21 protein-coding genes, 1 tRNA gene and 2 pseudogenes are annotated in these 20,031 nt (G+C 62.2%); 8 read left to right on the forward strand and 16 right to left on the reverse strand.

What is annotated here, in order from left to right; all coding sequences use genetic code 11:
- Positions 1-74: 74 nt before the first annotated feature.
- Positions 75-509, forward strand: coding sequence for a hypothetical protein (locus EB815_RS20350; RefSeq protein WP_056572346.1), 435 nt, complete (start codon positions 75-77; stop codon positions 507-509).
- Complete coding sequence (locus EB815_RS20355) at positions 509-1,459, forward strand: sterol desaturase family protein (protein ID WP_171883303.1); 951 nt, start codon at positions 509-511, stop codon at positions 1,457-1,459. Before EB815_RS20350 ends, EB815_RS20355 begins: the two co-directional genes overlap by 1 nt.
- A gap of 11 nt (positions 1,460-1,470) precedes the next feature.
- Here the strand turns inward: EB815_RS20355 and EB815_RS20360 are convergent, their stop codons facing one another.
- The 5 genes from EB815_RS20360 to EB815_RS20380 form a co-directional block, all read right to left on the reverse strand.
- Positions 1,471-1,752: a type II toxin-antitoxin system RelE/ParE family toxin gene (locus tag EB815_RS20360; RefSeq protein WP_320412013.1), complete on the reverse strand. Its 282-nt coding sequence runs from the start codon at positions 1,750-1,752 to the stop codon at positions 1,471-1,473.
- Between the two features lie 32 nt (positions 1,753-1,784).
- Positions 1,785-2,075, reverse strand: coding sequence for a type II toxin-antitoxin system ParD family antitoxin (locus tag EB815_RS20365; protein WP_056572344.1), 291 nt, complete (start codon positions 2,073-2,075; stop codon positions 1,785-1,787).
- 64 nt (positions 2,076-2,139) lie between these two features.
- Positions 2,140-3,552 (reverse strand): methylenetetrahydrofolate--tRNA-(uracil(54)-C(5))-methyltransferase (FADH(2)-oxidizing) TrmFO, encoded by a 1,413-nt coding sequence (trmFO, locus tag EB815_RS20370; RefSeq protein ID WP_056572343.1) that lies wholly within the window; start codon positions 3,550-3,552, stop codon positions 2,140-2,142.
- A 568-nt stretch (positions 3,553-4,120) separates the two neighbouring features.
- A complete protein-coding gene (locus EB815_RS20375) occupies positions 4,121-4,261 on the reverse strand; it encodes a DUF1127 domain-containing protein (RefSeq protein ID WP_065005581.1) in 141 nt (46 codons plus the stop codon).
- A gap of 50 nt (positions 4,262-4,311) precedes the next feature.
- On the reverse strand, positions 4,312-4,452 hold the full coding sequence (locus EB815_RS20380) for a DUF1127 domain-containing protein (protein WP_013531315.1): 141 nt from the start codon (positions 4,450-4,452) through the stop codon (positions 4,312-4,314).
- Between the two features lie 235 nt (positions 4,453-4,687).
- Here EB815_RS20380 and EB815_RS20385 point away from each other — a divergent pair, with 235 nt between their 5' ends.
- A complete protein-coding gene (locus EB815_RS20385; protein WP_056572342.1) occupies positions 4,688-5,806 on the forward strand; it encodes a DUF2157 domain-containing protein in 1,119 nt (372 codons plus the stop codon).
- Entirely contained in the window at positions 5,803-6,387 is a 585-nt protein-coding gene (locus tag EB815_RS20390; RefSeq protein WP_056572339.1) for a GDYXXLXY domain-containing protein, read from the forward strand. The genes EB815_RS20385 and EB815_RS20390 overlap by 4 nt, the downstream gene beginning before the upstream one ends.
- Before the next feature lie 20 nt (positions 6,388-6,407).
- Here EB815_RS20390 and EB815_RS20395 read toward each other — a convergent pair.
- Positions 6,408-6,490 (reverse strand) — tRNA-Leu (locus tag EB815_RS20395).
- 358 nt (positions 6,491-6,848) lie between these two features.
- Here EB815_RS20395 and tig point away from each other — a divergent pair.
- From tig to EB815_RS20410, 3 genes and pseudogenes are all read left to right on the forward strand, one after another.
- Positions 6,849-8,333 (forward strand): trigger factor, encoded by a 1,485-nt coding sequence (tig, locus tag EB815_RS20400; RefSeq protein ID WP_056572338.1) that lies wholly within the window; start codon positions 6,849-6,851, stop codon positions 8,331-8,333.
- 165 nt (positions 8,334-8,498) lie between these two features.
- Positions 8,499-9,023 (forward strand): hypothetical protein, encoded by a 525-nt coding sequence (locus EB815_RS20405; protein ID WP_056572336.1) that lies wholly within the window; start codon positions 8,499-8,501, stop codon positions 9,021-9,023.
- 108 nt (positions 9,024-9,131) lie between these two features.
- A pseudogene (locus EB815_RS20410) lies at positions 9,132-9,263 on the forward strand (UbiA family prenyltransferase); the annotation flags it as partial.
- A gap of 85 nt (positions 9,264-9,348) precedes the next feature.
- On the opposite strand, the gene EB815_RS20415 reads toward EB815_RS20410, so the two are convergent.
- From EB815_RS20415 to EB815_RS20465, 10 genes and pseudogenes are all read right to left on the reverse strand, one after another.
- Entirely contained in the window at positions 9,349-10,665 is a 1,317-nt protein-coding gene (locus EB815_RS20415; RefSeq protein WP_056573413.1) for a M20 family metallopeptidase, read from the reverse strand.
- Complete coding sequence (locus EB815_RS20420) at positions 10,665-11,624, reverse strand: ABC transporter permease (protein WP_056572334.1); 960 nt, start codon at positions 11,622-11,624, stop codon at positions 10,665-10,667. The genes EB815_RS20415 and EB815_RS20420 overlap by 1 nt, the downstream gene beginning before the upstream one ends.
- Positions 11,621-12,607 carry an ABC transporter permease gene (locus tag EB815_RS20425; protein WP_081295110.1) on the reverse strand — a complete coding sequence of 329 codons (987 nt, stop codon included), beginning with the start codon at positions 12,605-12,607 and terminating at the stop codon, positions 11,621-11,623. Before EB815_RS20425 ends, EB815_RS20420 begins: the two co-directional genes overlap by 4 nt.
- 7 nt (positions 12,608-12,614) lie before the next feature.
- Positions 12,615-13,601 (reverse strand): autoinducer 2 ABC transporter substrate-binding protein, encoded by a 987-nt coding sequence (locus tag EB815_RS20430; RefSeq protein WP_065005582.1) that lies wholly within the window; start codon positions 13,599-13,601, stop codon positions 12,615-12,617.
- A gap of 34 nt (positions 13,602-13,635) precedes the next feature.
- A complete protein-coding gene (locus EB815_RS20435) occupies positions 13,636-14,406 on the reverse strand; it encodes an ATP-binding cassette domain-containing protein (RefSeq protein ID WP_056572327.1) in 771 nt (256 codons plus the stop codon).
- A gap of 36 nt (positions 14,407-14,442) precedes the next feature.
- A complete protein-coding gene (locus EB815_RS20440) occupies positions 14,443-15,219 on the reverse strand; it encodes a glutamine amidotransferase (RefSeq protein WP_056573410.1) in 777 nt (258 codons plus the stop codon).
- Positions 15,220-15,279: 60 nt separating this feature from the next.
- Entirely contained in the window at positions 15,280-16,461 is a 1,182-nt protein-coding gene (locus EB815_RS20445) for a carbohydrate kinase family protein (RefSeq protein ID WP_056572325.1), read from the reverse strand.
- Between the two features lie 357 nt (positions 16,462-16,818).
- The gene (locus EB815_RS33445) at positions 16,819-17,631 is read right to left on the reverse strand and encodes a hypothetical protein (RefSeq protein ID WP_056572323.1); all 813 of its coding nucleotides are present in this window, start codon (positions 17,629-17,631) and stop codon (positions 16,819-16,821) included.
- 356 nt (positions 17,632-17,987) lie between these two features.
- Positions 17,988-18,152: pseudogene (locus EB815_RS20460) on the reverse strand (JAB domain-containing protein); the annotation flags it as partial.
- Positions 18,153-18,252: 100 nt separating this feature from the next.
- Positions 18,253-18,486 carry a helix-turn-helix transcriptional regulator gene (locus EB815_RS20465; protein WP_081295133.1) on the reverse strand — a complete coding sequence of 78 codons (234 nt, stop codon included), beginning with the start codon at positions 18,484-18,486 and terminating at the stop codon, positions 18,253-18,255.
- A gap of 351 nt (positions 18,487-18,837) precedes the next feature.
- Between EB815_RS20465 and EB815_RS20470 the strand changes: the two genes are divergently transcribed.
- A complete protein-coding gene (locus EB815_RS20470) occupies positions 18,838-19,902 on the forward strand; it encodes a PD40 domain-containing protein (RefSeq protein WP_171883305.1) in 1,065 nt (354 codons plus the stop codon).
- The last annotated feature ends 129 nt before the right edge of the window (positions 19,903-20,031 follow it).

The following is a 20,031-nucleotide window of genomic DNA, read 5'->3' on the forward strand; positions in this document are numbered from 1 at the left end:
GTCAATCATGTTAAGGATCCGGCTGAGCCCGAAAACTGTCGCCGAAGACGACGGCCCGGGCCCGGAGGAAATCCATGAGCTTGCCCGTGCTGGTCGCGATCGTCGCCTTCGGCATTGCGCTGTCGGTTGCCGCGGTGCATTTCACCGGCGGCAGCAAGACGGCCACACTGGCCGGCGCGAATCAGGCGTTGCGCCGTTTCGCCGAAGATTATCCTGACGAGACGGCTGTGACGGTCCGCCTGACGGCGGATGCCAAGACGGCATTTATCGATCTTGGGCGAGGGCGTATCGGCATTGTTCACGGCATCGGCGATCGGTTTTTGACCCGCATCGTCACGCCTGCAGACACAAAGGTCTGCGGCGCCGACGAGGCGCATACGATTCTGGTCCGGCTGACGGATTTCACCTGGAAGGGCGGCCGCTTCCGCTTCGCGAGTGCCGCCGATGCCCGGGCCTTGCTGATGGCTTTCGGATCGCATCATTCAAATTCCGCTGGGGAGGCCGCGTGATGGAGAGCTATGATTTCCCGCAGGTCACCCAACTCGCCATTCCGTTCTTCGTCGCCGCGATCCTGATCGAGCTCTGGCTGGTGCGCAGCGGCCGCGCCAAGGGCTCGTTCGAGACGCGCGATACGCTGACCAGCCTGATGATGGGTACCGGCAATGTCGTCGCCGGGCTGCTGCTTGGTGTCGTCTCCTACTGGGCGCTGCTGTGGCTATGGCAGTTCCGCGTCTTCAATCTCGGCCTGTCGGCCTGGGTGTTCCTGGCCGCCTTCCTGCTCGATGATCTGCGCTACTATGTCTATCACCGCATTGCGCACCGGGTGCGCTGGGTGTGGGCCGAGCATGTCAACCATCATTCGAGCCAGCACTACAATCTGTCGACGGCGCTCCGGCAAAGCTGGACCGGGCTGTTCACCTTCATGTTCGTGCTGCAGGCGCCGCTGGTGCTGCTCGGCTTCCATCCGGCGGTGATCGCCTTCACCTTCGGCTTCAACCTGGTCTGGCAGTTCTGGATCCACACCGAGACCATCGGCAAGATGTGGGGCTGGTTCGAATTGATCTTCAACACGCCGTCCCACCACCGCGTCCACCATGCCACCAACCCGCGCTATCTCGACGCCAACTATGCCGGAACGCTGATCATCTGGGACCGGATGTTCGGTACCTTCGTCGAGGAATTGGAGGAGGACCGGCCGCGCTACGGCATCGTCAAGAATCTCGGCACCTTCAACCCGCTGAAAGTGGCCTTCCACGAATGGATCGGCATGTTCAGGGATGCGTTTTTGCCGGGCCTGACGCTGCGCGAGCGCCTGAATTACTTGATCAAGCCGCCAGGCTGGAGCCATGACGGCTCGCGCGAAACTTCTGAAAGCCTGAAGGCTGCTTATGTCAGGCGAAATCCCGCCGAGGCGGGGAAGCCGGGACTGCCTATGGCGAGTGCCGAGCCGGCGGAGTAACTGCTTGGCTGCTAGGAGGCGTCGTTCGAACCGCCACCGCGCATCAGCGTCTCGTAGTCGCGGCCGCCGTAGAAGATATTGACGATGCGGACAACATCGCCCTCGATCACGTAGGCGATAACGGCCGAGTGTTCGAACGGGACGGTTCGCAGCCCCGGCACAATGTCGTCGCGCGAGCGGCCGCCGCGAGGTGCATTGCCGATGTTCTGGCAACGGCCTTCGATGCGCAGAACGAAATTTCTCGCGGCGTCAGGGCTTCCGCGCCTCGACGAGGTATCTGAAAATGTCTGCAAGATCGTTACTGGCGCTTTCGCGATATTCGACCTCAAGCCGCCGGATCATCGGCGCGGCTCGAATACTGTGCGAACAATCGTCCAAGGCGGTCGCGAACCTCCTCCCCAGAAAGATTCGGCCTTGTATCTTCGATCGACGCCTTCACCCGAGCCCTGATCGAGGCCATGCGCTCGGCATGCTCGTCCTCTTCGCGCTGGAAGGCGCGGAGCGCCGCACGGATGACCTCGCTCGCCGAGCCGAAGGAGCCGTCCTCGACTTTCTCGCGGATCATGCGCGCCATGGCGGGCGTGACGGTGACGGACAGTTTTTCGGCAGATTCCATAGAGCGGCTCCCTCAGGCAGGATAGTATCCTACTTTCCTGCCTGAGGTTCAATCCCGAGATTGCTTATTCCGCCGCCTGCGCTGCCTGCGCCGGCAGCCCCAGCCATTGCCGGCAATCGCCCAGCGCGCGTGACGTGATGGCGTGCCTTTTGGCGACTGTCTTGTCCTTGCCGCGCAGTCGCTTGCCTTCGGTCTTCGGCGCTTCCATCGGGGGGAACAGGCCGAAATTAACGTTCATCGGCTGGAACGAGCGCTTGCCTGGCTCATCGTCGGAAACAATATGGCCGCCTGTGATGTGGTTGAGCAGCGCGCCGAAGGCCGTGGTGAGCGGCGGCAGCGACGGCGCATAGCCGAGCCGTTCGGCGGCGGCGAAGCGGCCGGCGAGCAGGCCGATGGCGGCGCTTTCGACATAGCCTTCGCAACCGGTGATCTGGCCGGCGAAACGCAGGCCAGGGCGCGACTTCAGCTGCAGCGAGGCGTCGAGCAGCGTCGGCGAGTTGATGTAGGTATTGCGGTGCAGGCCGCCGAGGCGAGCGAAGTCGGCGTTTTCCAGGCCCGGAATGGTGCGGAAGATACGGACCTGCTCAGCGTGCTTCAACTTGGTCTGGAAACCGACCATGTTGTAGAGCGTGCCCAGCGCATTGTCCTGCCGGAGCTGGACGACCGCATAGGCCTTCACCGTCGGATTGTGCGCGTTGGTCAGGCCCATCGGCTTCATCGGCCCGTAGCGCAGCGTCTCGACGCCGCGCTCGGCCATGATCTCGATCGGCAGGCAGCCGTCGAAATAGGGCGTGCCTTCCCATTGCTTGAATTCCGTCTTCTGGCCGTCGATCAATGCCTGCACGAAGGCAAGGTACTGCTCCTTGTCCATCGGGCAATTGATGTAGTCCTTGCCGGTACCGCCAGGCCCGACCTTGTCGTAGCGCGACTGGAACCAGCAAATGTCCATGTCGATCGTGTCGAAATGGATGATCGGCGCGATGGCGTCGAAGAAGGCGAGCGCGTCGGCGCCGGTCGCCTCGGCGATCGACTGGGCAAGTCCAGGCGCGGTCAGCGGCCCCGTGGCGATGATCGCCTGGTCCCAGTCCGCTGGCGGCAGGCCTGGCACTTCCTCGCGCTGGATGGCGATCAGCGGGTGTGCTTCGAGCTTCTTCGTCACGGCCTCGGAGAAACCGTCGCGGTCGACGGCAAGCGCGCCGCCGGCCGGCACCTGGTTGGCGTCGCCGGCACTCATGATCAAGGAGCCGGCCAGCCGCATTTCGGCGTGCAGCAGCCCGACCGCGTTGTTTTCGGCATCGTCGGAGCGGAAGGAATTGGAACAGACCAGCTCGGCCAGGCCATCGGTCTTGTGGGCGTCCGTGCCCCGAACCGGCCGCATCTCATGTAGAACAACGGGAACGCCGGCCTGCGCCACCTGCCATGCGGCTTCGGAACCGGCGAGACCACCGCCGATGATGTGGATAGGATTTTTGCTCATGAGCGCCGGAATAGTCGCTTGCCGCCGCGATTGCAATTGTCGCTCTGCGGTGAGCGGGAATCGCCTGGTCGGGAGCGCCTGCCCTTGAAAACAACAACACCCGCCGGGGGAGGAGGTCCGGCGGGTGTCGTTTTGGAGGTCGACCCTCGGGAGGAGGTGAAGGTCGACCGTATTCGTCATTGCCGGGGAGGAGGTCGGCTTTGACGAAATCTCTTTCGCCTTTTGAAGAGGGGCGAAACCTCTGGGGCAACTTTGCCACCTGGGAAACAGCGCCCGCCGCGGGAGGAGGTGCGGCGGGCGCCGTTTGGTTGGCCAACCCTCGGGAGGAGGTGAAGGTTGGGCCTATTCGTCATCGCCGGGGAGGAGGTCGGCTCTGACGAAATCTCTTTCGCCATTTGAAGAGGGGCGAAACCTCTGGGGCAAAATTCGTTTTTGCCGCCTGGGAAACAACGCCCGCCGCGGGAGGAGGTGCGGCGGGCGCCGTTTTGGTGGTCAACCCTTGGGAGGAGGGTAAGGGCCGACCGTCTTCGCTGGGCTCGGGGAGGAGGTCGATTCCAGCGAAATTCCGTTAGATCGCCTTGCGGGCGATGATCTTGATTTCGTCGCGGACGATACCGAGATCATGCAGCTGGCGGTTCGAAAGGCGACCCAGCTCGGTAACCGTCTCGCGATAAACGCGCCAGTTACGATAGTTGCGGATCAGGTTCATTGTGGTTCTCTTTTTTAGAAACTTGTTCGGACCATTCGCGGCCCGAAGAATTAGACCGCCTTGCGAGCGACGTAAGGAATGTCGCTGCGGCTGATGCCGAGGTCGGTCAGTTCGCGGTTGCTCAGGCGGCTCAGCTCGGACACGGTGTCCCTGTAGCGGCGCCAGTTGCGGTAGTTGCGGATCAGGTTCATGGTAGTTCTCGTTTCGTCTTTCTTGCGGATCATTCCGTTTGTGTACGAACCATAAATAGGCGGGCCCATATCGATTTAAAAGCGCTATGGCTGCATGGCAGCAATGCAAATTGTGCAATGCAACATTAACGCGCCTTCACGGACCTGACACAAAGAAGCCAGAATCAGAAAGTGCCGTAACGTCAACGGTTTGGCTGGTTCGGCTAAAAAAACGACCTAGCGGGGGAGGCAGGGCATGGCAGGGTACTCGACACGGGTCAGGTCCGACATCGCGCGGTGGCTGCAGACAGGCCTGATCGACGCCGCGACGGCCGATTCTCTTACCCGTGACGTCGAGGCCAACGAGCGCAAGTCGCTGAGCTTCGGTTCTATCCTGGCGATGATGGCGGCGCTGCTGTTTGGCGCGGCCATCCTGATCTTCGTCGCCGCCAACTGGGATGCGATCCCTCGGCTCGCTCGAGTGGCCGCGCTCTTTGCCATCATTCTTGGCGGCTATGTCGGCGGCGCGGTGCTGAAGACGCGCGACCATGCGGCGATCGGCGAAGCGCTGTGGATCGTGGCTGCCGCTGCTTTCGGCGGTTCGATCGCGCTGATCGGCCAGATGTATCATTTGTCCGGCGACGAGGCTTCCGCGCTGGTCACCTGGGGCGCCGGCACGGCGCTGGCGGCGGTGGCGCTGCGGTCGAACCCGCTGACCGTCGCGGCGGTCGGTATCGCCGACGCCTGGCTGTTCCTGAAAGGGTTCGATTACTACAGCCGCACCAACTTTCCGCATGCCTTCGTCGTCATGGCGGTCGTGCTCTTTGCCGTCTCGTTCTGGACCCGCAGTCAGCCGGCGCGGCACCTGATCATCCTGTCGCTGCTCTTCTATCTCGTGCTGTTGGCCGGGAATCACGCGACGCTTCCGGTGGCGATCCCCCTTGTCATTGTCTCCGCCGTGCTTTTCGCGGCTGCCGTCTTCGCACCGGAACCGGTCGACCGGATCGTGCAGCTTGGCGGCCGCTTACCCTTGCATGCTCTGCTCGGCTTCCTCACCGGCCTGGCAATCATCCAGTTCGAACTGGCGGACGAGAGCACCTATAACAGCGGCTTCGCCATCGCCTCGGTCGTCGCGCTCGCCGGCATCGTTGCCGCTATCGTGCTGGCGGGGCGGGAAAGCCGAGGCCTGCGCTGGCTTGCCTATCTCGGCTTCGCCTTCGAACTCGCTATGATCTATGTCGTGACCTTGCAGTCGATGCTCGACACGGCCGGCTTCTTCCTGGCCGCCGCGGTGCTGCTCGGTATCCTGGCAGTCGTCATCATCCGCGTCGAAAAACGCATGAACGGTCCAGCCATCGGGGGAGCCACGGCATGATGACCGGAAAGAGACTTGTCATCTCGGCGCTGGTGCTGGCGCTCGTCCAGATAGGATTCCTGAGCTGGATCATCGCCGGCCGGGCGGCGATCCTACGCAACGGCAAGGACGTTCTGTTGAAGATCGAGCCCGTCGATCCGCGCGACCTGCTGCGCGGCGACTACATTGTCCTCGGCTACGACATCTCGCGCATTCCGGTGAAAATGATCGCCAATATTCCCGCCGGAAAGTTCTCCAGCGACGACACCTCGATCGTGGTCCGCCTGAAGAAGGGTGCCGACGGCTACTGGACGCCGACCACCGCCTGGTTCGGCAAGGCGCCGACGCCCGCAGCGGCCGACGAAGCCGATATTCTGGGCCATGTCGCCGAAGGCTGGGATCTGCGCGGCGAAGGCATGACGATCGCGCCGGAGTACGGCATCGAGCGCTTCTACCTGCCGGAGGGCGAGGGCATCGCGATCCAGAACGACATGCGGGTGCGCCCGTTCGGGATACGCCTTGCACTCGCCAGCGACGGTACCGCGCAGATCAAGGCGCTGGTCGATGGCGACAAGACGTTGTTCGAGGAGCCGCTCTATTAGTGATGTTGGATGTCGGTCATTGGTGCGGGTAGAGGGACTCGAACCCCCACGATCTCTCGCCAGAACCTAAATCTGGTGCGTCTACCAGTTCCGCCATACCCGCATGGTCCGGCAATCTCATGTAGCCATCATTCTGTCAATGTCGGAGACAAGATGGTGGGTCAGGGCCGAAATGCTGGTTGTTCGCCTAAACGCGAAGACTGTTGAAAATTAGCCTCGCCTGTGACAAAAGGCGTGTCAAATGTGACGGGACGCGACGATCCGCTTCTACAGAATGTGATAAGAAGTAGGAAAAACAAGAACTTATTCACATTTTGGAACGCAGTTTGGGAGAGTTTGAGCCGTAATTTCGGTCAAATCGCCAGGTTCCGTACCAAAAGCCATTCCCGGCAAGATTATACCGGCAGGCTGTAAACGGCAGAGGCCGTGCCAGTCTCATTGGTGAAAACAAAGGTTTTACGATGCAGGTCACCGAAACGCTCAATTCCGGTCTCAAGCGCGAGATCAAGATCACCGTGCCGGCCGGTGACATGGAAGCCAAGCTGATGGCGCGGCTGTCTGACGCGCGCAACAAGGTCCGCATCAACGGCTTCCGCCCCGGCAAGGTGCCGGTGCAGCACCTGCGCAAGGTCTACGGCAAGTCGTTCATGGCCGAAGTGGTCAACGAGATCCTCAATGATTCGACCCGTTCGATCATTACCGGCCGCGGCGAAAAGGCCGCCATGCAGCCCGAGGTCATCATGACCGAGGACGAGAAGGAAGCCGAGAAGATCCTGGCCGGCGGCACCGACTTCGAATTCCGCCTCAACTATGAGGTCATACCGGCGATCGAGATCAAGGATTTCTCCGACATCAAGGTGACGCGCCAGGTGTTCGACGTGCCGGACAGCGAGATCGACGAGCAGGTCAAGCGTGTCGCCGAGTCGGCACGCAGCTACGAGCCGAAGACCGGCAAGGCCGCCGAAGGCGACCGCGTCAGCATCGACTATGTCGGCAAGATCGACGGCGAGGCCTTCGCCGGCGGCGCCGGGACCGATCAGCCGCTGGTGCTGGGCTCCAAGGAGTTCATCCCGGGTTTCGAGGACCAACTCATCGGCGCCAAGGCGGGCGACGAAAAGCAGGTCACCGTGACCTTCCCGGAAAACTACCAGGCAGCGCATCTGGCCGGCAAGGAAGCGACCTTCGACGTCACCGTCAAGGAAGTGTCGAAGCCGGGCGAGCTGGAAATCAACGACGAGACCGCCAAGAACCTTGGCCTGGAATCACTGGAGCGCCTGCGCGAGATCGTACGCGGCCAGATCGAGAACCAGTTCGGCTCGATGACGCGCCAGAAGGTCAAGCGCCAGCTGCTCGACCAGCTCGACGCGGCCTATTCGTTCGAGGCGCCGTCGAAGCTCATCGACGCCGAGTTCAACAACATCTGGGCGCAGGTCAATCGCGATCTGGAAGCCGCCGGCCGCACCTTCGCCGATGAAGAGACGACCGAAGAAGAAGCCCGCGCCGAATATCTGCGTCTTGCCGAGCGCCGCGTGCGTCTTGGCCTGGTGCTCGCCGAGATCGGCGAGAAGGCCGGTGTCACGGTGTCGGACGAGGAATTGCAGCGCGGCCTCTTCGAGCAGGTTCGCCGCTTCCCGGCCAACCAGCAGCAGGAAGCCTTCGAGTTCTACCGCAGCAACCCCGAGGCGCTGAACGCGCTGCGCGCACCCATGTTCGAGGAAAAGGTGGTCGATCACCTGCTCGGCCAGATCTCGGTCACCGACGTCAAGGTCAGCAAGGAAGAGCTGATGGCCGATGACGAGGAAGCGGAGACCACGACCAAGGCGAAGCCCGCGAAGAAGGCGGCGGCCAAGAAGGCCGAAGCCAAGGCGAGCGAGGCTAGCGACGAGGCGGAAGAGCCGAAGAAGAAGGCCGCGCCGAAGAAGAAGGCCGCCAAGGACGCCGAATAAGTTTCCCGCACTTGATGGAATCGACGAAGGCCGCCCTCAAGGCGGCCTTTTTCGTTGCGAAACTGCAACAGCCGGTTCGCTTCTCGGGACGCGGCACTTGGCGATACCGGGCGTTGATCATTATCTGCGCTGCTGCTGCAAACCGTATGGTTCCTGGAGGGGGCGTTGAGCCTATTCTTTGAAACGGGGCGTGCTGTCGCCCTGGCGCTCGTTCTAGCCTTCGCCTGTGATCTTGCCCAAGCCGACGCGCTTGCCGGCGATTGGCGCTTCGGCACGGATGACGCCGGTCTTGTCACTGCTTCGCTTCATGCCACCAACAAGCTGATCACCGGCGGCGGCGCCTTGAGCTACAGCCCGGTGCTGACCATTGCCTGCCGGGCGGATGGCGAACCGCGCTGGACCGAATGGCTGCAGTTGAATGACGGGGTTTCGGCCAGCCGCAAGATCACCATATCGGTTAGCGTCGACGGCGGCGGCAAGTTCGACGAGAGCTGGTCGGTCGGGTCACGCGGCCGAATGCTGGTGCGCGACGGCGCCGACGGCATCAAGCGCCTTGTTCCCGCAAGACGGCTTTCGCTTTCCTGGCGGTTTGGATTGTTGTCAGGCCGCGGCCAGGCGGATTTCGACCTTGCCGGGCTTGAAGAGGCGGTCGAGCAGATCGCCGAGACCTGCCGAACCGATCCGCCTTGAGCGCGGCCGGGTTCTAAACCTTCGCAAAGCTTGGGTTTTCTACCCTCGGCCTGGATTCCATGGTATGTTGGTGCTGCAATTCCACCGGGGAGATATTCCGCCCAGGCGCGATCGTATGACGCCGACATCGACGCGCTGATGTCGCGCACGTCAAGGCGGCCGGTTCCGTCGGGCCGCGTCACGCCGGGCGAAGCGCTCGGATTCGGCCTTGTGCTCTCCGCGCTTTCGGTCATGACACTGGCGTGCTGGTGGGTCGGCCGGGTGAGGGGCGCGCTTTTGAGGCAATTCCGGACGGAAAACCGCTTCATACTTTCCTGGAATTGCTCTACCGGCACCATTTCTCGACGGCGATCGCAATCGCCTTTGTGCAATCGACGAGATCGCGCACTGAAACGCGTTCGTTCGGCTGATGAGCCTGTGCCGGATCGCCCGGACCGAAATTTACGGTCGGCGTGTTGCCGAGCCCGGTCGGCAGGCCGATGTCGCTGTGCGCGCCGAAACCGCTGAGGACCGGTGACAGCTTGGCTTCCTCGACCGCCTGCTGGAAGACGCCGACGAACGGATTGTCCGACGGAATCTCGGCGCAGTCGGCGTCTAGGATCCATTCGACGCGGGCCGGGTGCTTTCGCAGATAGGGGTCCGCCTGGCAGATATTGGCGATGTGTTCTTCGATTTCGCGTTTGACGTTGCCGCCCAGCCTGAACTCGTCATGCTCGCTCGGCAGATACTGCGCGTCGATTATGATCTCGCCGCGTCCTGCCATGGAGGAGGGGTGTTCGCCGGCATTTATCTGGGTGACGATGATCTGGTTGGGCAGGTCCATCAGCGGATGGTTCTTCCTCGGATCGAACATCCAGCGCCGGTTGAGAATGTCGATGCCGTCGAGGATTTGCCGGCAAAGCTGGACGGCATCGACCGGGCCGCTGGAATACCAGGCATTCGGCGTGAGTTCGGCGTGGCCGCCTATGCCGTCGATGATGATCCTGCCCCACAGGATGCCGTGGCAGAGCGGCGCTATTCTGTTTGCCGTCGGTTCGGTCATGATGCCGGCGTCGGCGTGAAAGCCGCGATCGACCATGGCGAGCGAGCCCATGCCGCCGATCTCCTCGTCGATGACGGTGGTGAAGACGATGTCGCCGGACAGGGGAATGTCGAGCTCCTTCAGGATTTCGACGGCCATCAGCATGCAGGCGACGCCGCCTTTCATGTCGACCGTGCCGCGGCCGTGCAGAAATCCATCCTTGAGGACGGGCTTGAACGGGTCGGTCGTCCAGTGGCTGGCGGCGCCGGGCGGCACGACGTCGATGTGGCCGGTGAGCATGATGGAACGCCCGCCGCCGGTGCCTTTCAGGACGCCGCCGAGATTGGGCCGGCCGTCGAAGGTCCGGCCCTTGTTGGCGCCGGCGCGGCCTTTGTATTTTTCATAGAGCGCCGGACCGTCCGGATCCCAGAGATCGGTCATGAAGCCGAGCGCTTCGATGCGTTTTTGCAGATAGAGCTGGCAATCGCGCTCACCCGGCCCGGCCTCCCTGGGATTGGATTTTACAATCGAGGGGAAGGCGACGAGATCGCTCAGCGTTGCGACGATGCGGTCGGCTGCTGCCTCGACGCGTGCGGCGATGATCTCTTCTTTTGACGGCATCATGATCTCCAACGTTGGGAAAGTCGGTCGGCGAGAAGGACGAAAACCAGAAGGGCGCCGACAATCCCCACCTGCCAAACCGTGTTGATGTTCAATTGCAGAAGACCGGTCTTCAGCGTGACCAGCAGCAGGACGGCCGCGAAAACGCCGCCGACGCCACCGCGCCCGCCGGTGATGACGATGCCCCCCAACATGGCGGCGGTCAGAGATTCCAGTTCGAGGTTCTGGCCGATATTGGGCCTGCCGCTGCCGAGCCAGGCGAGCGAAACCAGACCGGCGGCACCGGCGAGCGCTCCGCTCAGGCAATAGAGAATGAAGCGCACGCGATCGACCGGGATGCCGACCAGCTTGGCCGAGCGTTCATTGAAGCCCATGGCGTAGATCCAGCGCCCCCAGGCAGTCGAGATCAGCACCAGGCCAGCCAGGACGAAGCATGGGATGGCAAGTGTGAGGAAGGGCATGGGAATGCCCATCACGACGCCACGCCCCCAGACAAGCAGCCATGACGGCACGCCGGCCTGGGCGGCACCGCCGGTGACGGCCAGTGCCGCGCCTGAATAGACGAAGAATGTGCCGAGCGTCGCGATGAAGGGAAGCAGGGCGAGCCCGTTGACCAGCCATCCGTTCAATGCGCCGAGCACCGCCCCGGCCAGGATGCAGACGACCGGCAGCAGGACAGGTGGCAGGCCAAGCTTGACGCAAAGCATTGCGATGATGGCGGACAATGAGACCGCGCCGCCGACCGACAGGTCGATGCCGGCGCCACCGGCCAGGATGACCAGCGCCTGGCCGAGGCCGACCAGCGCCAGGATCGTCGAGAACTGAAGAATGGTGGTGACCGTGCCGAGGTTGAAGACCGAAGGCCTGAGCGCCAGCAGACCGACGATCACGATCAGCCAGAGCGCGCAGAGCAAGGCCAAGGTGAGGGCTGGGCCCTGCAGGTTGCGGAGCGTCTTCATGCGCGGGCCCGCTGTATCAGGCCAAGCGGCAACCGGTTGGAGACGGCCTCGAAGCCGAGCACGCCGATGATGAGAACGCCGGTGACGACGGGCTGCCAGAGCGAGGGGACGCCGACCAGCAGCAGCCCGTTCTGGAGGATTCTCAAAAGCAGCACGCCGAGCACGGTGCCGATCAGGCTGCATTTGCCGCCCAATATGCTCGTCCCGCCGAGAATGACCGCGGCAATGGCATCGAGCGCCAGCGTGCTGCCGACCGTCATTTCCACATTGCGGTAGGTGGCGACATAAAAGGTGGCGGCAATGCCGGTCAGAAGGCCGCTGATGAGGAAGGTCATGAAGCGGGTCTTGATTACCGGTATGCCCGACAGCCGCGCCTTTTCCTCCGAATTGCCGATCGCCAGCAGATGCAGCCCGTAGGGCGTCCGCCGCAACGCCAGCCAGACGATGAGATAGGCAATGGCGATCACCAGGGCGGGAACAGGGACGCCGAGTACGGTTGTCGCAAGGATGTTGGTGAGGCTCGAGGGCAGGCCGGAAAGCCATTGTCCGCCGAGCAGGACGAAGACGGCGGTGCGGTAGACGCCGAGCAGGCCAAGCGTGCCGACGATGGCGGGCACGCGGCCGAGGACGACGACAATTGCCGTCACGCCTCCAAGCAACGCCCCGACCAGCGGACCGGCAATGATCGCCAGCAGCGGGCTGCCATCGGCACCGAGCACGCGACCGATGGCAATGGCCGCCAGCCCCATGACGATGCCGATCGACACATCGATGCCGCCCATTGCCAGCAGCAAGGTCATGCCGAGGCCGATCAGCAGCAGTTCGACGCTGTTGCGCAGTACCGTCGCCGCATTGCCAGGGGTGGCATAGTGAGGCGATGCGACGGAAAAGATGAGGATCGCCAGCAAACAGGCGACAAGCAGAGACCACTCTCGTCCGTTCATGGAGAAGACACCGTTTGCAGACTGTCGCACCGCGCTCATGTCAGGCTCAGAAGTTGAACTTGTCGACATTGTCCTTGGTGAAGACAGCCGGCGGCCCGAGCAGCAGGATGCCCTTGGCGGAGTCATAGGTAGCGGGCTTTTCCAGGCCGACGATCTTGTTCTCCGCCTCGAAGGCCTTGCCGTCGATCAGCTGTTTGCCGGCCCACACCGTGAGATAGCCGAGCTGCTCGGGATCCCACAGAACGGTGAAGCCGAAGGCGCCGCTCTTCAGGTAGGAGCGCGCCGTGTTCGGGCTGCAATAGCCGGCGCCGATGACCGAGCCGATCTTGCCGGCGGTCTCGATTGCCTGGGCGACGCCCGGGCAGGTCGAGGATGCGACGGCGATGATGGCCTTGATGTCGGGGTTGGCGGCCATGAGATCGCCAGAGATCTGCGCGGCGCGCTCCGCGGTGCCGCCGGCGAATTGCGGGGCGAGCAGCTTCAGCTTCGGATATTTGGCCGTGGCTTGCTTCTGCATGAAGCCGATCCAGGCGTTGAGGTTTGACGCCGTCGCCTCGCCGGAGACGATGCCGATCGTTGCGTCCTCGCCGACGCGCTTGACGAGCTCGTCGATGATCGTCGTGCCAAGGCCCTCGTCGGTTGCCTGGGCCACATAGACCGCGCGGCCGCTGTCGGGCGCATCGCTGTCGCTGGTGAACAGTTTGATGCCCTTGGCCTTGGCGCTCTCGACCACCGGGGCGATGCTGGAGGCATCAAGCACGCTGACCGAGACCGCCTCGACGCCCTGGTCGATCAGGTTCTGGACGATCTGCAACTGGTCGACCGGATTGGTGTCGACCGGGCCGGAATAGATGAAGTCGACGCCGAGATCCTTGGCGGCGCGATTGCCGCCGGCTTCCATGGCGTTGAAATAGGGGATGCCGATCAGTTGCGGCACAAAGGCAACCTTGTGCTTGTCCGCGGCATGCCCTGCGGTGGCAACGACGAGTGACAATGCGGAGGCGGCGAGCACTTTCTTGAGTTGTGAAATCATTTTGGTTTGATCCTCTCTGGAAATGACGTGCGTTTCAGTTTGTTTTTTCGAGCGCCCGCACGTCGGGATGAGCGCCTGTTATGAGCGAAACGACTTCCTCGTGATTGGTCTCGGTGGCCAGCCGTTCGGCCACCTTGCGGCCGCGCCGGAACACGACGATGCGGTCGGCAACCTCGAAGACTTCGGAAATGTTGTGGCTGATGAGGACGACGGCGCAGCCGCGCACGGCGAGCCGCCGTGTCAGCGCCAGCACCTTGCGGGTCTCGGCGACGGCAAGGGCCGCCGTCGGCTCGTCCATGATGACCAGCTTGGCATTCAGATTGAGCGCCCGGCAAATGGCGACCGCCTGGCGCTGACCGCCCGACAGGCTGCCGACAGGCGCTTCCGGGTCGGAGATATGGGCATCGAGTTCTTTCAGCAGGCCGTCGACGCGCTGGCGCATTTCCTGGCGCTTCAGGAACGGGACACCAAAAATGGAGCGTTTCAATTCCCGGCCGAGAAACACGTTCTCCGCGATCGAAAGGTTCTCGGAAAGCGCCAATTCCTGGAAGATCGTCGCGATCCCCGAGGACGCCGCATCCTTGGGAGAGGAAAAGGCGACTGGTTTGCCTTCGATGACGAGTTCGCCGTCGCTCGGCGCATGAGCGCCTGCCAGGATCTTGATGAAGGTCGATTTGCCCGCGCCATTGTCGCCGAGCAGCGCCAGCACCTCGCCGGAATGGATTTCCAGGTCGACATTCGCCAGCGCGGTCAGCGCGCCGAAGCGCTTGGCGATGTTTCTGGCCACAAGAAACGGTGCAGTCATGGCGGTTTCCCAGCTGTTTCTGATCGGGCTGAGCGGCTAGATGGTCTTGCTCACCCAGCGCAGCACATTGGTCCAAAGGCGCGCATAGCCGGGCCACTCGACAAAGCTGTTGGGCAACCAGTGCGGGCCGATGTCCGATGTCCAGACCAAGGTGCGGCCTTCGCCATGGCGCCCGGTGACCAGCAGCGGGTGGCCGCCCTGGTCTTGCGGCAGCCGCGCCAGGACTTCGACATCGTCCCGCTCGCGGGCAACGACCTCGTTGGCGCCGAGAAGCATGGGCCACTCGCCGTCGATGCCGGCAAAGAGCGGATGATCCCTGGGGCCGGTGATCTCGGGCCGAAAGCCCTCTGGGATTTCCAACCGGTCGTCATTGGGAAGACAAGTCACCGGCAGCGCATCCTCGACAGCCGTGCGATGCCAGCGCGCCTTGCCGTCGATGCCCTGGAAGGAGAAATAGCCGCCGATCATGATCAGGCCGCCGCCGGCCAGCGTCCAGTCGCGCAGAAGCTTGAGCCGGTTGGGGACCGTCTTGCCGTGCAGCCAGACATCGGGATGGAGTAGCAGCGAGTTCGCACCGATGTCGGACAGGATGATCGCCCTGTATTGCGACAGGCCTTCCATGGTGAAGGGCAGCTTTTCGACGGCCTCATGGGCCGGCATATAGTCGAGATCGAACTCGCTGTCCTTCAGGGCGGCAACGAGCGGTGTTGCGCCCAGATGAAAGGTGACGCTGCCGAACTGATCGAAACCCTTGTAGTGGGTTGCCGAACTCATCCAGCTCTCGCCGACCAGAAGGACTTTTGCTCTCGCCATGATCATATTCTCCCGATTTCGCCTGATGGGCTGATGCTCAGAAATTGATAAGTCTTTGATTTAACTTGCCATAACAGTGTCGCCCGCCAAGGCGGTGGCCTTCAGGGTCGCGAAATCGGCGATGTAGCCCTGCGCGCCTTCGACCGTGGTCGTCAGGCTCGCGCCGATCGCTGCATAGCGGGCGGCGGCGTCCAGCGACGCGCCATGCAGCCACAGGCTCAGGAAGATGCCGGCGAAGCTGTCGCCGGCGCCGGTGGCATCGACGCGGTTGACCGGAAGTGCCGGCACCTCGATCTGTGGGCCGCCGCCAGCCGGGAACACGACCGCGCCAAACTCGCCAAGGGTGAGCACGACGGTTCCACGCGGCTTGATGCGTGACAGCCTCAGCCGCACCTCTTCGATCATGCTTGCCATTCCGGTGCGAAAGCCGAAAATCTCGCGCATCATCACGTCGTTGATGAAGGTCAGATCGATCTGCCTGACCATCTGCGCGAAGGTTTCGGGCGTGCGCGCACTTTTGGGCAAGCCGGCCGAATGCAGGCTGACCTTCCAGCCGGCCTGATGAAAGCGCGTGATGGAGGCGGTCATCGTCTCATAGTGAAAGCCTTCGATATGCAGGCAGGCCGGGCGCTGCTCGGACTGGATGTCCAGATTGGCGGTCAGGTCGACCTCACCCAGTTCGAACGGTTCGCTGATGATGGTGCGGCTGCCGTTGCGCTCGATGATGACGATCGCCTGCGAAAGCCGGTTGTTGGGCGTGCTGCGGATGGGGAGGGCGTGGACGCCCAGCTTGGAAAGTTCGCCCAGCGCCCAGTCGCTTTCCGCATCCCTGCCGACCGCCGTCGCCAACTCCACGTCAAGAGCGTAGGGCGCCCCGACGCCGGCCGCGGCAACCGCGAGATTGGCGGCCGGGCCACCCAGCGCCTTTTCGATATGGCTGGCAGTGATCCGGTCGTCTCTATGCGGCAGCACGTCGACGCGGCACAGGAAGTCGACGCTGACGCGTCCGGCGACCAGAAGTCTCGGCAGGTGATCGAGGTTTTTTGGCCTGCGCAGTGCGCGGCCGGGCAGGGAACGCGCGAAGGAACTCGGCCGGTACATCAGTGCGGCGACCGCCTTCTCGATGCGGTCGCGCGTGTCTTCCCTGAGGCCGGCAGTGCCATTGATGAAGTTCGAGACCGTGCCGATGGAGACACCGGCGGTCCGTGCGACATCCGCTATGGTAGGGCGCTTGCGTTGCAATTGCCTGGTTCCGATTGAAGCGTTTCAAACGGTAACAGCGGAAGCGCGGCGCCTCAACGAAACTATTTTCCAAAAAACTGAATGTGGCGCTTGCTGATTGGAAGATTGATCCAATCGTGTCGGTGTGATTGGACTGATCTTTCCAGGATTGAACGATTTTCAAATTTCGGCATTTCGCTCGATTAGCCGCGCTTCATCGGACGTACATCGCAGCGCCTTCCAGCAACCCAGCAAGCAGCTGCCACGCCTGAATGGCCCCCCGGGCGTTTTGCCTGCGGCCAGAACAGCAATGCCGCCGGGCGAGCCCCGACGGCATTGTCTTCGACAAATCAGGATACTGTCGTTTTTGGTGGACGCCTAAGGCGTCGTCTCCGCGTTGATCTTGGCCGCCATCTGGTCGATCTTGCCGGCAAGGACGCCCTGGGCCCATGCCGTGACCTCGGCGTCGACCGGTTTGTTGGCCATGTCCGTCAGTGCCGCGTCGAGCGACGCCTGATCGGTGCCGACGGTGGCGGCGGCGGCCGCCGCTTCTGCCTGGGCAGCCGCCGCGTTGTCGGCGTCGACAACGGCCTGCTGCGCCGAGATCTGATCGTTCACAGCCTGGATTTGTGCGGCCGTGGCGGTCGGATCCGCCTGCAGCGCGGTCAATTGCGCATTCAGCGTATCCAGTTGGGCCTGGGCAGCGGCGGCCGTGGTGGCAGCCGCCTCAGCCGCGGCCTGGGCGTTCTTGGCTTTCGCCGACTGCGTCACAAAGGCCTGAATGGCAGCGAATTTCTTGCTCTTGGAATTCATATAGGCGTTGATGTTGCGCTGCAGCGAGTTCAGCCGACCAAGCTTGGCATGGATGTTCTTGTCCTTGGGCACGGACGCGACCTGGGTGTTGTCGACCGTGGTATCGACCGTGGTATCGGTTGTTGTGTCCGTTTCCGCCTTGGCTGCTTGTCCTGGGGCTGACGCAGACTTTCCATGCGAAGCGCCGCTCTTGCCATGGTCATTGCTGCCAGCATTGCCATTGCCGCCGGCATTGCCGTTACCATTGCCGCCGGCGTTGCCATTGCCGCCGCCGTGCCCGTTGCCTCCACCGTGCCCGTTGCCGCCCCCGGCGAGCGCCGGCGACGCCAGAAGCGCCAGTGCGGCAAGCGCCGCGAACAAAGTTTTCCGGTTTGTCATGATGTCTCCTCGGTGAATCGCCACCTCCGCCCACCGCTAGGGCAGCGTAATATGAGAAACCGCTAACCGTACGGAGTAAACTTTAGACAAATGCGGTCGCAATGCGCGAGGCTGGTAACCGCAGACGGCGTAATTATTTGATATTCCACGCAAATCAGCGCCATGAGACGGCCATGGCACTGAAGTCCCATCCCGGCCGGACCATGGTCTTAGCTCGCCGCAATAATGGTCGAGCGGCCTGTCGAAGGCGCTGGAACATGGGAAGCCGGTGACGAAAGCCTGGTCGGATGCGTTGCGCGCGAACGCCCTGGCTTCGCTCTCGGCGAAGATGACTTGTTCGCCATATCGGCCGCCGCTCAGATCAGCAGCAGTCCCTTCATGCTGGCATATCCCTTGCGCCCGATGATGATGTGGTCGTGCACGGCGATACCCAGCCGTTTGCCCGCCTCGATGATCTCTTTCGTCATCTCGATATCGGCGCGCGACGGCGTCGGGTCCCCTGACGGGTGGTTGTGGACCAGCCCGGCCATCACGGTAAGTAGCTGAAATAGCTTGTCATTATGTGATGGTCGCGGTCGCCGGTGCCGGGAATTGGGGTATGTTTAGGATGCGTCGGCGTGATCATCCCGCTCGGTCACCTGACTGATCGTTGAATCGGTGTGATGCACGGCAGTGCACTCTATTCTTTTCATCCCACGCATCAAGTTCTTCCACAGGATACAGAACTGCCTTGCCGATTTTCACAAACGAGGGGCCGACCCGCATCGCACGCCAGTTCCTAAGCGTGCCAACCGAAATACCTCCACGGTAGCGCTCAGCGACTTCGTCTGGCGTTAGAAATTTGCTGTTTGTCATTCCGCCTCCTTGGCCGAGCCAACATGGCCGTTTCGAAATTTGGATGCTTAGCGACTCGCGAGACCTCGGCCGTTCGGTTCGCTGGATCCCCGACGAGACCTCAGAGTTATCGTGGCTCACGCTGTCGCATGGAGGTAAATGCACAGCGACTGGTTCGATGAAAAGGCCCACGTATTGGCGCTGCGGTTTTTGGATAGTATCGGCGGCGAATAGGCCGGCTTGGTCATCTGCCACCGAAAAAATCTTTGAGCCCATGTCACGTTAGCGCGTTGCCGATCGTCTTGGCTTGGAACCCGCAGGGACAAGCCTACGATGGCCAAAGCACCAAGCTCACTCAGGGGAAGATCCAGTTTGCTGACGAGACTTGATGTGCCTGGCCGTTCCAGTGTTGCCGCCGGCGAAGCCGACTCCCTGAGGGCGGCGCGGATACCGCACTGGATATGCGCCTTCGCTCGCAAGCTTATGCTTCTCACGTCGACACTCGCCTGCGGATCTGCAGCGGTCGCCATGCCGAACGTCTCGCCGCCCCAAGCGGAAATCTTTATGCCCGGTATCATTTCGGGAGGCGCGAACGACGGAGCACCTACCTTCTCGCCTGATGGCAGCACTCTCTACTTTGAGCGGACCAACGGTCGCTGGGCAGCTATTCTAGTCGCAAGGAAGAAAGGCTCAGGATGGGGCAGGCCGAAGTTGGCCGAGTTTTCCGGCCATTTTTCAGATCAGCAGCCTGCTTTCTCCCCTGACGGCAAGTATCTCATATTTGTTTCGACCCGCCCGCGTGAGAGCGAGTGTGTCGGTTGCCCGAAAGACGTAAGTCACCTGTACCGGGTCGATCGGACGCCCACAGGTTGGACCGCGCCGCACGAACTTCCTCCGGAGGTTAATTTCAGGGATCGCATCTTCAAACCAAGCGTGGCTGCGAACGGCGATCTCTATTTCATGGCCGATATCGGTGCATCCGGAACGAAATGGAGATTGTTTCGATCGCGACGTGGTGGGGCGGGATATGCGGCCGCAGAGGCGCTTGAGTTTAGCGGGGAGAACGACGGCGATGTCGATCCCTACATCGCCCGCGACCAGTCCTTCGTGATTTTCAGTAGCAATCATCGGGGCGATCGGCCCGACGGACACGAGCATCTTTACATCGTTCGCCGCCAAAGCGACGGCTGGTCGGCAGCTGAGCAACTACACTACGAAGGCGAGGGCCCTTGGGACGATGGAGAGGCTTCCGTGAGCCCAGACGGGCAATGGCTTTATTTCACGAGCGCAAGGACCGTGGCCGGCCGGAAGGAGCGCGGCAGGGCTGCCGCTCTGCGGGACCTCTCTGCGATAGAGCGGTGGGACAACAGCAACAACAATGTTTGGCGCGTGTCGATATCAGCAGCGCGATCTCAACGAACGATTCAAGATAATTGATGGCATCCAAGTCATTTCAGATCGTGCCGGTATTGCCTCGACCCGCTTTGCTGACGTTCAGTTCGGCGGTGGCCATGAAGTGCCTGGCTGATTGCTCCGAGCGATGATGAGAAATCTCTTACCGAACCC

It is taken from the genome of Mesorhizobium loti (assembly GCF_013170705.1).
Classification (GTDB): domain Bacteria; phylum Pseudomonadota; class Alphaproteobacteria; order Rhizobiales; family Rhizobiaceae; genus Mesorhizobium; species Mesorhizobium loti_D.

Excerpts from the sequence above, each read along its gene's own strand:
- EB815_RS20350 (WP_056572346.1), top strand. The coding sequence starts at position 75 with ATGAGCTTGCCCGTGCTGGTCGCGATCGTCGCCTTCGGCATTGCGCTG.
- EB815_RS20355 (WP_171883303.1), top strand. The coding sequence starts at position 509 with ATGGAGAGCTATGATTTCCCGCAGGTCACCCAACTCGCCATTCCGTTC.
- EB815_RS20365 (WP_056572344.1), bottom strand. The coding sequence starts at position 2,075 with ATGGAATCTGCCGAAAAACTGTCCGTCACCGTCACGCCCGCCATGGCG.
- trmFO (WP_056572343.1), bottom strand. The coding sequence starts at position 3,552 with ATGAGCAAAAATCCTATCCACATCATCGGCGGTGGTCTCGCCGGTTCC.
- EB815_RS20375 (WP_065005581.1), bottom strand. The coding sequence starts at position 4,261 with ATGAACCTGATCCGCAACTATCGTAACTGGCGCGTTTATCGCGAGACG.
- EB815_RS20380 (WP_013531315.1), bottom strand. The coding sequence starts at position 4,452 with ATGAACCTGATCCGCAACTACCGCAACTGGCGCCGCTACAGGGACACC.
- EB815_RS20385 (WP_056572342.1), top strand. The coding sequence starts at position 4,688 with ATGGCAGGGTACTCGACACGGGTCAGGTCCGACATCGCGCGGTGGCTG.
- EB815_RS20390 (WP_056572339.1), top strand. The coding sequence starts at position 5,803 with ATGATGACCGGAAAGAGACTTGTCATCTCGGCGCTGGTGCTGGCGCTC.
- tig (WP_056572338.1), top strand. The coding sequence starts at position 6,849 with ATGCAGGTCACCGAAACGCTCAATTCCGGTCTCAAGCGCGAGATCAAG.
- EB815_RS20415 (WP_056573413.1), bottom strand. The coding sequence starts at position 10,665 with ATGCCGTCAAAAGAAGAGATCATCGCCGCACGCGTCGAGGCAGCAGCC.
- EB815_RS20420 (WP_056572334.1), bottom strand. The coding sequence starts at position 11,624 with ATGAAGACGCTCCGCAACCTGCAGGGCCCAGCCCTCACCTTGGCCTTG.
- EB815_RS20425 (WP_081295110.1), bottom strand. The coding sequence starts at position 12,607 with ATGAGCGCGGTGCGACAGTCTGCAAACGGTGTCTTCTCCATGAACGGA.
- EB815_RS20430 (WP_065005582.1), bottom strand. The coding sequence starts at position 13,601 with ATGATTTCACAACTCAAGAAAGTGCTCGCCGCCTCCGCATTGTCACTC.
- EB815_RS20435 (WP_056572327.1), bottom strand. The coding sequence starts at position 14,406 with ATGACTGCACCGTTTCTTGTGGCCAGAAACATCGCCAAGCGCTTCGGC.
- EB815_RS20440 (WP_056573410.1), bottom strand. The coding sequence starts at position 15,219 with ATGGCGAGAGCAAAAGTCCTTCTGGTCGGCGAGAGCTGGATGAGTTCG.
- EB815_RS33445 (WP_056572323.1), bottom strand. The coding sequence starts at position 17,631 with ATGACAAACCGGAAAACTTTGTTCGCGGCGCTTGCCGCACTGGCGCTT.
- EB815_RS20465 (WP_081295133.1), bottom strand. The coding sequence starts at position 18,486 with ATGACAAACAGCAAATTTCTAACGCCAGACGAAGTCGCTGAGCGCTAC.